Source organism: Microbacterium schleiferi (assembly GCF_020781975.1).
In the GTDB taxonomy this organism is placed as follows: Bacteria; Actinomycetota; Actinomycetes; order Actinomycetales; family Microbacteriaceae; genus Microbacterium.
The window spans coordinates 225,782-238,876 of record NZ_JAJGNI010000003.1; the positions used below are offsets into that span (position 1 = coordinate 225,782).

Sequence of the window (13,095 nt, forward strand, 5' to 3'; positions counted from 1 at the left end):
ATCCGACGCCACGATGGCGGCGGTCACAGATGTACCAACGCTCAGGAGGAGCATGCCGGCTACGGCAACCGCCGCCCAGCGGCGCAAGAAATCCTCGTCCGCACGCCGCGACGACGAGGCCCCGATCATCCCGATCCTCGCGCGCAAGGTGCGCGAGGTCGAGGCGAAGGCCCAGCGCGGCAAGCTCGGGCCGACCAACCGCGTGAAGTTCCAGGTCATTGCGTTCCTCGTGCGCGAGGAGCGCGCCAGGGTCAAGGCCGATACGTCGCTCACGGATGCCGCGCGTGTCGAATTGCTCAAGCGGCTCGACGGTGTCGCGACGATCCTCGCCAAGACCGCTGCGCGGGACACGTCCCTCATCCAGCTGCTCGAAGTCGATCAGGCGACCTCGCCCGTGGCGCGTCGTATGCGCCGCGACTGGCTGCTGGAATCAGGCGCCGAACTCCCGCCGGACGAACTCATCATCACCGACACGCCGGCTCCCGCGCAGCAGGTGGTGCCCGCAGCGCTCGCCGAGCGTCAGGTGGTCCCTGCCTCGATCGAGGCGCGACAGATGGCGAACCCGTTCCTCGCTCCGGATCTCACCGCCCGCGCTCCGCGAGACACCCCCCGTCGCCGCCTCGACGGATGGGAACTCATGGGTCCCCTCTACAAGGCGTTCGAGACCGGCGCCGGAGGCGCGGCGGCATCCATGGAGCTTCCGCCGGTTCCCGAGTTCGATCGGCTCTCACCGCGCGGCCTCGAGATCATGCCTCACCAGTCACGGTTCCTGGAGTCGGTGCGCGAGGGGCACCGCACGTTCCTGCTGGCCGATGAGCCGGGCCTGGGCAAGACCGCGCAATCGGTGCTCGCGGCATCCGTCGCCGGCGCCTACCCGTTGCTTGCTGTCGTGCCCAATGTCGTCAAGATGAACTGGGCTCGCGAGGTTGAGCGGTGGACGCCGCACCGGCGCGCCACGGTCATCTCGGGCGACGGTGAAGATCTGGATGCCTTCGCCGACGTCTTCATCGTCAACTACGAGATTCTCGACCGGCACCTGTCATGGCTCGGCTCGATCGGGCTGAAGGGCATGGTCGTTGACGAAGCCCACTTCATCAAGAACCTCACGTCGCAGCGCTCGCAGAACGTTCTTGCGCTGGCCAGCCGTATCAAGGAGCAGGTCCACAATCCGCTGCTGCTCGCCTTGACCGGTACACCGCTGATCAATGACGTCGAAGACTTCGACGCGATCTGGCGGTTCCTCGGCTGGACCACGGGCGACAAGCCCGGCGCAGAGCTGATGACCAAGCTTGACGAGACGGGGCTCACCCCGGCCGACAAGGCGTTCTATCCCGAAGCGCGCTCCGCCGTGATCTCGATGGGCATCGTGCGGCGCAAGAAGAAGGATGTCGCCGCCGACCTGCCCGACAAGCTCATCGCCGACCTGCCGGTGGAACTCGACGACGAATACGGGCGGTCGATCCGGCAAGCCGAGCAAGAGCTCGGTGCGCGTTTGGCGGCCAAGTACCGGCGCATCATCGACGCGCGCGGCGATCGCGGGCTCGCGCCCGGCGAGATCGACGGGGACATCGTCCGGCTCGTCGCGGAGGGCGAACTCGAAGAGTCGAAGGCGGCCGGTACCGGCAGCGAGAACGTGTTCACGATGGTTCGCCGTATCGGCCAGGCCAAGGCCACTGTTGCCGCCGACTACGCGGCCCAGTTGCAGCGCTCGGTCGGCAAGGTCGTGTTCTTCGCCAAGCACATCGATGTCATGGACGCCGCCGAGCGCCACTTCGCGCAGGCGGGCCTTCGGACAGTCTCGATCCGTGGCGAGCAGACCACGGCAGCTCGCCAGCAGGCGATCGATGCGTTCAACGAGGACGCCGGTGTCGCAATCGCGGTGTGTTCGCTCACGGCGGCCGGCGTCGGCCTGAACCTGCAGGCAGCCTCGAACGTGGTTCTCGCAGAACTCAGCTGGACGGCTGCCGAGCAGACGCAGGCGATCGACCGCGTGCATCGCATCGGACAGGACGAGCCGGTCACGGCGTGGCGGATCATCGCCGCGCACACGATCGACACGAAGATCGCCGAGTTGATCGACACCAAGCAGGGGCTCGCGCTGCGCGCTCTCGACGGTGAAGCTGTCGACCCGGCCTCGAGCGACTCCGTGCAGCTTGCGGCGCTGATGCACCTGCTCCGGCAGGCGCTGGGCGAGGTCGACTGAGCGCCGCGCGCCGGCAGCCGGGGGTGCGTCGAGTAATCACGGCGGCCCGGGGATGGATGCTGCGCGGTGCGGACGCTAGTGTCGGTGGAGGCAACGTCGCCACCTTGCATCCGGAAACACCAACAGGGACGGCACATGAGAATCGGCATCCTCACCAGCGGCGGCGATTGCCCCGGCCTGAACGCGGTCATTCGCGGCGTGGTCCTCAAGGGCACAACGGCGTACGGGCTCGACTTCGTCGGCATCCGTGACGGATGGCGCGGCGTGGTCGACGGCGACTTCTTCCCGCTTTCGCGCCACGACGTGAAGGGCTTGTCGAAGGTCGGCGGGACGATCCTCGGAACCAGCCGCACCAACCCGTACGAAGGTCCGCGCGGCGGCGCCGAGAACATCGCTCGGACGCTCGAGGATGCCGGAATCGACGGCATCCTGGCTATCGGCGGCGAGGGCACACTCGCCGCTGCCGACCGCCTCTGGAAGGACGGGATCAACGTTCTCGGCGTTCCCAAGACGATCGACAACGACCTGCGCGCCACCGACTATTCGTTCGGCTTCGACACGGCCGTCAACATCGCCACCGACGCGATGGACCGGCTGCGTACGACCGGCGACTCGCACCAGCGGTGCATGGTCGCCGAGGTCATGGGCCGGCATGTCGGTTGGATCGCCCTGCACGCGGGAGTAGCTGCTGGCGCTCACGTCATTTGCATCCCCGAGGTGCCCATGTCGATCGACGAGATCTGCCGGCAGGTCACGAGCGCTCATGATCGCGGCCGCGCGCCGTTGGTCGTCGTCTCGGAGGGCTTCACGATCACGGGCATGGATGAGGCGCACAGCCACAAGGGCCTGGACGCGTTCAACCGCCCCCGCCTGGGCGGTATCGGTGAACTCATCGCGCCCGAGATCGAGCGCATCACTGGCATCGAGACCCGCGCGACCGTGCTCGGTCACATCCAGCGTGGGGGATCGCCCTCGGCGTTCGACCGTGTCCTTGCGACGCGCCTCGGTCTGCACGCCGCCGACGCGCTCGTCGACGGCGCGTGGGGCCAGATGGTCGCAATGCGCGGAACCGACATCGTCCGCGTCTCGTTCGAAGAGGCGCTCGGCGAGCTCAACACCGTCCCGCTTTACCGCTACGAGGAAGCTGCCGCCCTCTTCGGCTGATCCGCGACATCCGCCCGAACGCTGCCGCTCGCGCACGAGGGTAGGACTTCTTCGCAGCGTAGGACGTGTTGACGTCGATTCGTCCTAGGCCGGGGATTTCTCCTCCCTTTGGTAGGGGCGCGTCGTTCCTCCCCGGGTGGCATACGACCTGCGGCATCCACACTCTGCGTATCCGAACGCTCGCGTCGGGTCGCGCACGCAAGAGTCGACGGATGCGGAGCGTGGACGAGCTGGTGGCATGGGTCGACGGATGCGGCGGCGCCGCGCACTCACGGTCGATTGCCGCCGCTGGCTTCACCATGCACGTGGTGCGTACTGCTATCGCGCTCGGGGTGCTCGAGCGCGTGCGGCGCAGCTGGCTCGTGGGTCCTGGCTGCGATCCGGCGCGGCGAACCGCGGCGACGGCTGGCGGACGACTCACCTGCCTGAGCGCAGCATCGGCGCTGGGACTATGGACCCCACACCACGACGACGTGCACGTAGCCGTGGAGCCAACGGCGTCGCGGGTCCGTGCTCCCGGAGTACGGCTGCACTGGGGTGGTGGGCCGGCGCCGACCTCGCCGACTCAGACCGCCGAGCCGCTCGTCAATGTGCTCTTCCATGTGGCTCGCTGTGTGCCGCTGGCTGACGCGGCCGCCGTGTGGGAGTCAGCGCTGCGCAGCGGTCGCACCGACCGGTACGTGCTGGAGCGCGTCCAATGGGGGAGCGGGCGGGCGCGGCGGCTGGCGGAGGTGGCATCGCTCCTGTCCGACTCGGGGATCGAAACACACTTCCTCCATCTCATGCACGGCATCGGCGTAACCGTTGCGCAGCAGGTCTGGGTCGACGGACACCCGTTGGACGGGCTGATCGGCGATCGCCTCGCCATTCAGCTCGACGGGTTCGCTCATCACCAAGCATCCGATCGCCGCCGGGATCTTCGGGCTGATGCTCGACTCGCCCTGCGCGGCTTCACCGTCTTGCGCTTCGACTATCATCAGGTCCTGTTCGAGCCCGATTACGTGACGGCGACAGTCACGGATGCCGTCGCTCAGGGCCTCCATCGACAGCCGCTCGCATCCCGCAGGTGGGCGTTCTCGCGGAGGTAGGAGGTGTTGGCGTTGAATCGTCCTACGCCGGTGATTTCTCCTACCTGCGGGAGGAGGCGGGAGGCCGCAGGAGGCGGGAGGCGGCGGCGCGCGCCAGCGGATCAGGCGTCGGCAACCCCGAGGACGTCGAAGATCCAGGCCAGCTCGTAGGCCCGCTCGCGCCACGAGTTGTAGCGCCCGCTGACACCACCGTGCCCGGCTGACATCTCGCATTTCAAGAGCGCGTCGGCACCGACCTCGCGCAACCGCGCGATCCACTTGGCCGGCTCCACGTACATCACGCGGGTGTCGTTGAGGGAAGTGACGGCGAGGATTCGGGGGTAGGTGACGCCCTCGCGCACGTTCTCGTAGGGCGTGTAGCCCTTCATGTACGCGTAGACATCCGGATCCTCGAGGGGATTGCCCCACTCGTCCCATTCGATGACCGTCAGCGGCAGCGACGGATCGAGGATGGTCGTCAACGCGTCAACGAACGGAACGACAGCCAGGATGCCGGCAAACAGTTCCGGCGCAATGTTGGCGACCGCGCCCATGAGCAGGCCGCCGGCGCTGCCGCCCTCGGCAACGAGGTGCTCGGCATCCGTGTAGCCGTTGTGGACGAGGTGCCGGGCTACCGCGACAAAGTCGGTGAACGTGTTGCGCTTGCTCAGCAGCTTGCCGTCCTCGTACCAGCTGCGCCCCATCTCGCCGCCGCCGCGCACGTGCGCGACAGCGAACACGACACCCCGGTCGAGCTCCGACAGCCGCGCTATCGAGAACGCCGGATCGATCGAGTGCTCGTACGACCCGTAGCCGTAGAGGTGCAGTGGGCGTGGCTTCTCGCCCGGCTCCCCGAAGGAGCGCCGCCACACGAGCGAAACGGGGATCCGCGTGCCGTCCTCGGCGAGTGCCCATACCCGCCGCTGCCCGTAGGCGGCAGGGTCGTAGCCGCCGAGCACCGGCTGCTGCTTGCGGATGCGGCGCTCGTCGGTCGCGACCACGAGGTCGACCACCGTTGAGGGCGTTACGAACGATCCGAACGCGACGCGGATCATCGGCGGTGCCCACTCGGGGTTTCCTGCAGTCCCGACGTCGTACAGCTCCTCGTCGAAGGCGATTTCAGTGGGCGACCCGGTCGCATAGTCAAAGGTCGCGAGCCGAGAGAGGCCGTCGCGCCGGTAGGCCAGCACTGCCCAGTCTCGGAAGGTTGAGATGCCGAGCAGGCGCTGCCCGGGCTCATGCGCGAGCACGACCTCGCGCGGGCCCTGCGGATCGGCGGCGCGAACCCGAACGAGTTCGAAGTCGAGCGCCTGGTCGTTGTGAACGATGTAGAGCACGTCTTCGCCGTCAACGACAGCGTGGGAGCTCGAGTACTCAACGCCTTCTTGTCGGGGCCACACGACGCGGGGCTGCCCCGACAGGTCGTCGGCGTCCACCAGCCACTCTTCCGAGGTGATGGAGGAGCCGAGCTCGATGACCAGGTAGCGGTCGCTGCGCGTGAACCCCGCGCCGACCCAGTAGCGGTCATCGGGTTCGTGAAAGAGCGTGCGATCCGCGGATGCCGCGGTGCCGACCTCATGGAGCCACACGGTGTCGGGACGCCACGCCTCGTCGACCGTCGTGTAGACGATATGGCGGCCGTCGGGTGAGAACGTCGCCCCCGCGAACGTATCGGGGATTTCGTCGGGTAGCAGGTCGCCGGTCTCGAGGTCGCGCACCCGGATCGTGTAGCGCTCGTCGCCGACCGTGTCGACGGCATAGAGCAACCGGGTCGTATCGGTGGACACCTCGAAGCTGCCGAGGGCGAAGAATTCGTGGCCCTCGGCCTCGCGGTTGGCATCCAAGAGCACCTGCTCGCCTGGAACCTCACTACCTGGGGAGAGGGCGGGCGGGTCCCAGTCGTCGGGTGAGCCCAACGGTGCGCGGCAATGGATGCCGTACTGCTGCCCCTCGACCGAGCGGGTGTAGTACCACCACTGCCCCCGTCGCACCGGCACCGACATGTCGGTCTCGAGCGTGCGGGAGCGAATCTCCTCGAAGATCTGCTCGCGAAGCGGCGCGAGGTGCGCGGTGCGCGCCTCGGTGAAGGCGTTCTCGGCCTCCAGGTGGGAGCGGACGCCGGCGTCGTCCTTCGCTCGGAGCCATTCGTAGGCATCCTCGACCTCGTCGCCATGGTGGGAACGCGGGACGGGGCGGCGGGCGGCGCGGGGTGCTTCGGGGGCGGATCTCACCCGACCCACGCTAGTCGAGAGGGCCGCGTCGCCCGTGCGACGTATGCTGGCGGCATGGCTTCGGCTCCCGTCCGTTTCGGTCAGTATCCGCCCGCACTTCGGACGATCGTGCACCTGAGCGACACGCACTTTCTCGATGCCAATCGGCCGCTCGGCGGGCGTTTCGACACGGCGGCGAACCTGGGCAGGACCCTGCAGAAGGTGCGCGGCCTCGGCATCCGTCCCGACGCGATCGTCGTCACCGGAGATCTCACCGACGAGGGCGAGCCCGGCGCCTACCGTGACCTGCGTGAGCTCCTGGAGCCCCTGGCCCGGGAGCTTGCTGCACCGCTGGTCTGGGTGGCAGGCAACCACGATGAGCGGCCAGCGCTCCGCGAGCAGCTGTTGGATGCCGAACCGACGCAGGAGCCGGTGACCGGTGTCTGGGATCTGGATGGCCTGCGGCTTATCGCCCTCGACACCTCAGTGCCGGGCTGGCATCACGGCAACCTCGACGAGGGCCAGCTCGGCTGGCTTCGGGAGCAGCTCGCGACTCCCGCCCCGCTCGGGACGCTGATCGCGATGCACCACCCGCCGATCCCATCGCATCTGCCGTTCTTCGACATTCTCGAACTGCGCGACCAGCAGCGTCTCGCCCGCGTGATCGCAGGCACCGATGTCCGCGGCATCCTCGCAGGCCACCTGCACTACTCGACGAGCGCGACCTTTGCGGGCGTTCCCGTGTCAGTGTCGGCAGCCACCTGTTACACCATGAATCTGGCCCGGCCCGCGCAGCAGGTCAACGGCATGGACGCCGGGCAGTCCTTCCACCTCGTACACGTGTACGAGGCGACGATCACGCACGCCGTCGTGCCGGTCGTCGACGCTGACACCGGCGACTACTTCTCCGAGGAGTGGGTCGAGCGGATGGCGGCACTCACCCCCCACGAGCGCCTCGAGGCCTTCTCTCGAAAGCGCTCATGAACGGCAGGAACAATGACGCACCACACCGCCGCCCCGACGCGCACCGAAACTGATTCTCTGGGATCGATGGAGATCCCGGCTGACGCGTACTGGGGAATCCACACCGCACGCGCCCTCGAGAACTTCCCGATCTCGCGACGCCCGATCTCGGTGTACGCCGATCTCGTGCGCGCCCTCGCGATGGTCAAGCAGGCGGCGGCGCGAGCCAACGCCGAGATCGGCGTGCTCGACCGCGAGAAGGCGGTGCTGATCGACCGGGCGTCTCAGCTGGTCATCGACGGCGGCTACCACGACCAGTTCGTGGTCGGAGTCGTGCAGGGCGGCGCGGGCACCTCCACCAACATGAATGCGAACGAGGTCATCACCAACATCGCGCTGGAGCTTGCCGGCAGGCCCAAGGGCGACTACGCGTTCCTCTCTCCGATCGACGACACCAACCGCAGCCAGTCCACCAACGACGTCTATCCGACGGCCATCAAGGTCGGCTTGAGCCTTGACCTGCAGACGCTCTTGGAGGAGCTCGACCTGCTGCGGCAGTCGTTCCTGCGCAAGGCGAGCGAGTTCCACAACGTCCTGAAGGTCGGCCGCACGCAGCTGCAGGATGCCGTCCCCATGACTCTCGGGCAGGAGTTCCACGGTTTCGCAACGACGTTGGGTCAGGACTACCAGCGCCTCACCGAGAACGCACATCTGCTGTTCGAGGTGAACCTCGGCGCGACCGCGATCGGCACTGGCATCACCGCGCATCCCGACTATGCGGTTGCGGTTCTGCGACACCTGCGCGAGATCACGGGCTTGGATCTCGAAACCGCATCCGACCTCGTGGAGTCGACCAGCGACACCGGGGCGTTCATGTCGTTCTCGGCATCCCTCAAACGCAACGCCATCAAGCTCTCGAAGATCTCGAACGACCTTCGGCTGCTCTCGTCGGGCCCGCAGGCGGGTCTCGGTGAGATCTCGCTACCTGCCCGCCAGGCCGGATCCAGCATCATGCCCGGAAAGGTGAATCCGGTCATCCCAGAGGTCGTGAATCAGGTGGCGTTCGCCGTCGCCGGCGCGGACCTCACCGTCACAATGGCCGTCGAGGGCGGCCAACTGCAGCTGAACGCCTTCGAACCGATCATCGCTCACTCGATCTTCCAATCGATCACCTGGATGCGACGCGCGATGCGCACACTGCGAGTGAACTGCGTGGACGGCATCACGGCGAATCGTGAGCGGCTTGCGGCGTCGGTCGGAGCCTCGGTCGGTGTCGTGACAGCGTTGACGCCGTTCATCGGCTACGCGGCTGCTGCTGCCCTGGCAAAGTCTGCCCTCGTGTCGGGCCGGAACATCGCCGATCTGGTGGTCGAAGGCGGACTCATGTCACGCGCGGAAGTCGACAAGCAACTCTCGCCCGAACGGCTCTCGGGACTTCAGGCCGTGACCGCGGCGATGCCCATCATCGGATTCGAGAACGCTCCCACCGGAGACACTGACCTGTAACCCAGATTGGGGCCGTTGCGGAAGCTGGGAATTAGCCGCTAGATTGCGGCGAGGTCGCTCAATGGCGTGCGACCACCCTCACCCGCAATGGACGCAAGGAGTCGCCCATGTCTGATTCACCCGCCTACCAGCCTGCCCCGCAGGCTCCCGCAGGAGCGTCGGCCCCCGTGCCGGGAAAGACGCTCGGCATCGTCGCCCTGATTCTCGCCTTCTTCTTCCAGCTGCTCGGCCTGATCCTCGGGATCGTCGCGCTCGTGCAGAGCCGCAAGGTCGGAGCCAAGAACACTCCGGCACTGTGGGCCATCATCCTCTCGATCGTGTTCATGGTGATCGGGAGCATCATCGCGATTGTCATCGTCAGCTCGCTCGGCTCGGCGCTCGCTATGTGTTCGGAGCTGGGTACGGGTGTTCACGACGTGAACGGCGTCACGGTCACCTGCGGCTGATCCTGCAAGTCACCTGACGCACTGCCGGATCAGCCGATGATCCGGCAGTGCGTCGTTAACGCACCGATGCCTTCGACCCCGACGGTCACGGTGGAACGGTCGCGGAGGAAGACCTGCGGGTCGCGGGAGTATCCAGCACCGCCCGGACTGCCGGTGGAGATGAGGGTTCCCGGTAGGAGGGTGACGGATGCCGACAGATGCGCGACGAGTGTGGAGACCGGCCTGACCATTTGACTCGTCGAGGCATCCTGCAGCGTGTGTCCGTCGAGGACCGTCCAGATCTGCAGGTCCTGCGGATTGGGGATCTCATCGGCTGTCACGACAACGGGGCCGACGGGAGTGAACCCGTCGAAGGACTTGCAGCGCGACCACTGCGCCTCGGCGAACTGAATGTCGCGTGCCGTGATGTCGTTGACGACCGTGTAGCCCCAGACGTGGTCGAGCGCCGTCTCGGGGGCGACATCCTTGGCTGGCTTGCCGATGACCACGCCGAGCTCGGCCTCGTAGTCCACGGACTCGCTGAGTGTGCGGGGCCAGCTCGTCGTGCCGTCGTGGCCGGTCAGGGAGTTGGGCCACAGCACGAACACCGTCGGCGCCGTGTCGGTCTTCAGACCGAGTTCACTGGAGTGCGCCGCGTAGTTCAGGCCGACGGCGAGGATGACGGGCGGCCGAGGGACAGCGGGGCCGTACACGGCGCCCTCCAGGGAGACCCGGGGAGCGTTCAAGGCCGTCGTACGCACGCGTTCGAGCAGCTCGTCGCCGCCCTCGATGAGTGCGTTGAGTGTGGCGGGCGCCCCGTCGAAGAGCAGTGACACCACGGCTGCGCCGTCGTCATCGACGGTCACGAGCTGCGGCGTGGCTGACCCGGGAAGGGAAACGTGGGCGAAGCGCATTCAACCACGCTAGCGCTGAACAAAGACTCAGCGCCCGGTGCCGCGGCGATGCCTGCGAGTCGAATCCGGGCGCTGAGTAGATCTAGAACAAGCTTCTCGCTGCATCCGTGCCCTGTCAAGAGCCCCGCGGGCGAGCTGCGTCAGCGACCGATATCGGATCCGATCTCCCACGGCGCGATGGGTGAGGAGGTGAGGATCCAGGCCTCGATGTCTTGCATCAGGCCGGTCGCGATGAGGATCCCGATGACGATGAACAGGATGCCGAGCCCCCTCCGGAACCAACCGTGCGGGTCAGCCGCCCACCGCATCCGGCGGACGGCCCGTTGTCCCGCCAGCGCGATCACGAGCAGGACGGCCATCAGGCCGACGACGTAGGCGCCGAGCAAAGCCAGTCCTCGTGCCGGCTCCGCGGGAAGCACTGTCACGATCACATAGGCGAACAGGGGGCTGCACGAGGTGAACACGGGACCGAGAGCGGCGCCGGTAAGGATCGCGCCGGCGGTGCCGCCGCGTCGGTGGGCGGCATCCAGGTTCCGCGTGGAGGCGCCGGTCAGTCCGGTGCGCTGCGAGATGCGGTCCCACGCCGCGGGGAACACCGAGAACAGGCCGAGGACGATGAGCAGGATGCCGCTGGCAATCTGCCACACCTGGGTGGGGATATCGATGAGCGCCGTGGTAGCTCGAAGCAGCAGCGTGAAGACCGTGACACTCGCGCCAAGCGACAGGGTGACCGCGAGGCGCTTGGCCACTCAAACGCCGCGCTCGTCATGGGTCTGTAAGAACTGCGTGATTCGCCGGAAGCCGCAGGCTCACCGTGCAGCCCTCGGCGGGTGCGGTCCCGACGATCGTGACGGCGCCGCCATGGGCCCGGGCCACCTCGTCGACGATCGCAAGGCCCAGGCCCATGCCTCTGCCGGATCGGGCGGAGTCGCCGCGCCAGCCGGGTTCGAGGAGGTGCGGAAGACCGCCTGCCGGAATGCCCCCGCACGCGTCTGTGACCGAAACCACGGCCCAGCCCTCAGCACGTGTTGTCGTGAGCAGAACGCGACCTCCTGCTGGCGTGTGCTGTACGGCGTTTCTGATGATGTTCGTCACGGCGCGGGTGAGTTCGCGGACATCGACCTCGACGATCTCACCGCCGAGGGCAGTCGCTTCGATCCGCACTCCCTCGGCCGTCGCGAGCGGAGAGACCGAGGCCACCGCGTCCGAGACGATGTCATCGAGCGCGGCAGCGGTGATTTCTCGCCGGCTCTGGCCGTGGAGCCGCGAGAGCTCGACGATGTCATCGACCATCGCGTCGAGTCGGTCGACTTCGCGGACGATGCGCGCGGGCGGGTCGTCGGGGGAGTCATCCTGTGCGGCGGACTCGGCCAATGCTCGGATGCCGGCCAGCGGCGTTCGAAGGTCGTGGGAGAGCCACCTGACCGTTTCTCGCCGGGAGTCCTCGACCTCGCGGGCCCGCTGTCTGTCGGCTCGCTCGGCGGCTGCCTCACGCTCCACGGCGCGGGCTCGGCGCGCCAGGACCAGGCCGACGAGGAGTGCAAGCGGTGCGCACGCTGCCAGCACAATGAGCAGTGTCTGGGAGGTGTGATCGTCGATGAGCATCTGCCGGGTCGCTACGGCCACGCCGGCGGCAAGCGAGGCGACGACGACGAACGGTGCTGCGATGGCAGCCACGACGGGCTTGGAGCGGGGAAGCGCCGCCACGATTGCGGTGCCGACCAGCCCGACGCCCGCTGTGGTGAGGATCGACAGAACGACGGCGTTCTCGTCCGGGGTCATGGTGTGCCCGCCGAGCCGTCAGTGTCCCAGCGATACCCCTTGCCGAATACTGTCGCCAGCCGCGTGGGCCGGGATGGGTCGGTCTCGACCTTCTCACGGAGGCGTCGAACGTGCACCGTCACGGTGGAGGGATCTCCGACGTTCCATCCCCAGACTTCGCGGATGAGATCTTCACGACTGTGAACGACTCCCGGGTGCTGCAGGAACCAGACCAGCAGATCGAACTCTCGCGCGGTAAGGGTCAGGGCCTCCCCGTCTCGAACGGCCCGGCCGGCAGCGACCTCGACGCGCAGATCCCCGTCGACGAGGATGTCGGAGGTCGCCCGGGGTGTCGTGGTGGCCCGGCGCAGCAGGGAACGGATGCGCAGGTCAAGCTCTCTCAGGCTGAACGGTTTCGTGATGTAGTCGTCGGCTCCGGCGAGCAGTCCCTGGACCCGCTCGTGCTCCTGCGTGCGCGCCGTCACCATGATGAGGGGAAGATCGCGCCGCATCGCGCGGAGTCGTCTTGTCACTTCGAGCCCGCCTGTTCCGGGCAGCATCAGGTCGAGCAGCACCAGGTCGACGCCGGACTCGGCGAACCGCGATATCGCTGCGTCTCCGTCGGCGACCGCGACCACGTCGTGCCCGGCGCGGGCCAGGTAGGCCGCGACAGTCTCGCGCATCGTCCGATCGTCTTCGACCAGCATCAGGCGCACCACGGCCCCACTATAGGCATCCGCCGCGTGCGCGACACCCACGCAAGCTCTGCCGTCAGGAGTTCGTAATGACCGGCGAAAGAACGGGTGCTCACACGAGAGCGCTCAGCGCTTCGGCCGACCGCGGTGCCGCATTGCGCGCCGCGACCGGCTCTGGTGGGATGGT

General features: G+C 67.4%; 11 protein-coding genes. 6 read left to right on the forward strand and 5 right to left on the reverse strand.

The window, feature by feature from the left end; genetic code table 11:
• Positions 1 to 52: 52 nt before the first annotated feature.
• From LL236_RS05055 to LL236_RS05065, 3 genes are all read left to right on the forward strand, one after another.
• Positions 53 to 2,203 (forward strand): DEAD/DEAH box helicase, encoded by a 2,151-nt coding sequence (locus LL236_RS05055; RefSeq protein ID WP_228177707.1) that lies wholly within the window; start codon positions 53 to 55, stop codon positions 2,201 to 2,203.
• 135 nt (positions 2,204 to 2,338) lie between these two features.
• A complete protein-coding gene (locus LL236_RS05060) occupies positions 2,339 to 3,367 on the forward strand; it encodes a 6-phosphofructokinase (protein WP_228177708.1) in 1,029 nt (342 codons plus the stop codon).
• A gap of 212 nt (positions 3,368 to 3,579) precedes the next feature.
• Entirely contained in the window at positions 3,580 to 4,455 is an 876-nt protein-coding gene (locus tag LL236_RS05065) for a DUF559 domain-containing protein (protein WP_228177709.1), read from the forward strand.
• A gap of 101 nt (positions 4,456 to 4,556) precedes the next feature.
• Here LL236_RS05065 and LL236_RS05070 read toward each other — a convergent pair whose 3' ends face one another.
• Positions 4,557 to 6,674, reverse strand: coding sequence for a S9 family peptidase (locus LL236_RS05070; RefSeq protein ID WP_374198006.1), 2,118 nt, complete (start codon positions 6,672 to 6,674; stop codon positions 4,557 to 4,559).
• A 45-nt stretch (positions 6,675 to 6,719) separates the two neighbouring features.
• On the opposite strand from LL236_RS05070, the gene LL236_RS05075 reads away from it, so the two are divergent.
• The 3 genes from LL236_RS05075 (at position 6,720) to LL236_RS05085 (ending at position 9,559) form a co-directional block, all read left to right on the forward strand.
• Entirely contained in the window at positions 6,720 to 7,628 is a 909-nt protein-coding gene (locus LL236_RS05075; RefSeq protein WP_228177711.1) for a phosphodiesterase, read from the forward strand.
• Positions 7,629 to 7,640: 12 nt separating this feature from the next.
• The gene (locus tag LL236_RS05080) at positions 7,641 to 9,113 is read left to right on the forward strand and encodes an aspartate ammonia-lyase (protein WP_228177712.1); all 1,473 of its coding nucleotides are present in this window, start codon (positions 7,641 to 7,643) and stop codon (positions 9,111 to 9,113) included.
• Positions 9,114 to 9,220: 107 nt separating this feature from the next.
• Positions 9,221 to 9,559 carry a DUF4190 domain-containing protein gene (locus tag LL236_RS05085; protein WP_228177713.1) on the forward strand — a complete coding sequence of 113 codons (339 nt, stop codon included), beginning with the start codon at positions 9,221 to 9,223 and terminating at the stop codon, positions 9,557 to 9,559.
• Positions 9,560 to 9,588: 29 nt separating this feature from the next.
• Here LL236_RS05085 and LL236_RS05090 read toward each other — a convergent pair whose 3' ends face one another.
• From LL236_RS05090 to LL236_RS05105, 4 genes are all read right to left on the reverse strand, one after another.
• Positions 9,589 to 10,452 carry a fumarylacetoacetate hydrolase family protein gene (locus LL236_RS05090; protein ID WP_228177714.1) on the reverse strand — a complete coding sequence of 288 codons (864 nt, stop codon included), beginning with the start codon at positions 10,450 to 10,452 and terminating at the stop codon, positions 9,589 to 9,591.
• A gap of 140 nt (positions 10,453 to 10,592) precedes the next feature.
• Entirely contained in the window at positions 10,593 to 11,201 is a 609-nt protein-coding gene (locus tag LL236_RS05095) for a cytochrome c biogenesis CcdA family protein (protein WP_228177715.1), read from the reverse strand.
• Positions 11,202 to 11,217: 16 nt separating this feature from the next.
• Positions 11,218 to 12,234, reverse strand: coding sequence for a sensor histidine kinase (locus LL236_RS05100; RefSeq protein WP_228177716.1), 1,017 nt, complete (start codon positions 12,232 to 12,234; stop codon positions 11,218 to 11,220).
• Complete coding sequence (locus LL236_RS05105; protein ID WP_228177717.1) at positions 12,231 to 12,932, reverse strand: response regulator transcription factor; 702 nt, start codon at positions 12,930 to 12,932, stop codon at positions 12,231 to 12,233. The genes LL236_RS05100 and LL236_RS05105 overlap by 4 nt, the downstream gene beginning before the upstream one ends.
• Positions 12,933 to 13,095: the final 163 nt, after the last annotated feature.